The sequence below is a fragment of the Vibrio sinus genome (genome assembly GCF_023634645.1).
In the GTDB taxonomy this organism is placed as follows: domain Bacteria; phylum Pseudomonadota; class Gammaproteobacteria; order Enterobacterales; family Vibrionaceae; genus Vibrio; species Vibrio sinus.
In genome coordinates this window covers 1-449 of the sequence record NZ_JAMKMR010000061.1, presented here as the reverse complement: position 1 = coordinate 449, position 449 = coordinate 1, and the positions used below count along the sequence as shown (strand labels likewise).

3 tRNA genes are annotated in these 449 nt (G+C 48.6%); all 3 read right to left on the bottom strand.

What is annotated here, in order from left to right:
• Nucleotides 1–97: 97 nt before the first annotated feature.
• Nucleotides 98–173, bottom strand: a tRNA-Ala gene (locus M9194_RS21605).
• A gap of 16 nt (nt 174–189) precedes the next feature.
• Nucleotides 190–265: transfer RNA gene (locus M9194_RS21600), tRNA-Lys, on the bottom strand.
• Nucleotides 266–322: 57 nt separating this feature from the next.
• A tRNA-Glu gene (locus tag M9194_RS21595) sits at nt 323–398 on the bottom strand.
• Between the last annotated feature and the right edge of the window lie 51 nt (nt 399–449).

Genomic DNA, 449 nt, shown 5'->3' with positions numbered 1-449 from the left:
TCGAACCAGTGACCCCCTGCTTGTAAGGCAGGTGCTCTCCCAACTGAGCTAATCGCCCACATTTAGTTTTTCGTTCTTGTGGTAGAACGTTTCAAGATGGTGGAGCTAAGCAGGATCGAACTGCTGACCTCCTGCGTGCAAGGCAGGCGCTCTCCCAGCTGAGCTATAGCCCCTTCATATATCTTGAAATGGTGGGTCGTGCAGGATTCGAACCTGCGACCAATTGATTAAAAGTCAACTGCTCTACCAACTGAGCTAACGACCCATTTTTTGTCTCCGCTTTTGAAAAAGCAGAAGCAAAACTGTCACTTCTAAAAAGAAGTGGTATCCCGTAGGGGAGTCGAACCCCTGTTACCGCCGTGAAAGGGCGGTGTCCTAGGCCTCTAGACGAACGGGACACTAGTGTGAATGTTTGGGAACATTCAACATCTCTCTAATCTTTATAAACC